The sequence below is a fragment of the Streptomyces sp. NPDC006265 genome (genome assembly GCF_040613555.1).
In the GTDB taxonomy this organism is placed as follows: Bacteria; Actinomycetota; Actinomycetes; order Streptomycetales; family Streptomycetaceae; genus Streptomyces.
In genome coordinates, this window is the sequence record NZ_JBEXSH010000540.1 from 1 (window position 1) to 898 (window position 898).

An 898-nucleotide genomic window follows, 5' to 3' on the forward strand; every position below is an offset into this window, starting at 1 on the left:
CTGGAGATCGCTTCGCGCACGTCCGCGCTGGTGGTGGTCGGCAGCCGCGGACTCAACGCCTTCGGCAGCCTGCTGCTCGGCTCGACCTCCGTACGCCTCGCCGCCCACGGACGCTGCCCCGTGCTGGTGGTCCGGGGCCGGCGGAATCCGGCGGGCCCGGTCCTGCTGGCGGTCGACAACGCGCCCGCGTCCGAGGAGGCCGTCCGTTTCGCCTTCGCCGAGGCGTCTTTGCGCGGCGCGGACCTCAACGCGCTGCACGTGTGCCGGACCGGCAGCTCGGATTCCTACGACGGGCCGGCGGACCCGCCCTTCGTGACCTACAGCGAGAGCCACCTGCGCGAGCACGCCGAGCAGGTCCTCGAGGATTCACTGGGCGGCCTGCAGGAGCGGCACCCGCTCGTCGCGGTGCGGCGGATGCCGCTCGTCGGCCGGGTACGTCACACCATCATCGAGGCGAGTGCGGACGCTCAGCTGCTTGTCGCCGGAGCACGGGGCAGAGGAGGCTTCACGGGCCTGCTGCTGGGGTCGGTGAGTCAGGCCCTGCTGCACCACGCTCAGTGCCCTGTGGCCGTGGTGCGCCACAGAGAGTGACGCCCGCCGCTTCAGGAAACCGGGGTTGGCGAGCGCCCTCTCAACGGGGTGAAGCCGCGCTGGAGCAAGCCCACCACGAGGATGCGGTACACAGGGCGCTGGGCTGCCGACTCCCGCCAGAACCTTCCCTGACTGCGGTGGCGACATGCTCCGGTCTCCCGCACCGGCCCGGCGCAGACCTCGCCCGTCTCACAGTGCCCGGCCGACATCCCTCGTTCAGCCGACGCGCCACGGCGCCGGGGCTGCGCGGCGAAGGCCGGATCCTCAGCCACCTGATCGACGGCTGCTCCGCTCCTGCGCGGCCACC

Annotated in this window: 1 protein-coding gene; it reads left to right on the plus strand. The window is 72.5% G+C overall.

Features of this window, described 5'->3' with window-relative positions; all coding sequences use genetic code 11:
• Positions 1-591 (plus strand): universal stress protein (locus ABZ281_RS33190; RefSeq protein WP_356661549.1); only part of this gene is annotated, 591 nt, incomplete at its 5' end.
• Positions 592-898: the final 307 nt, after the last annotated feature.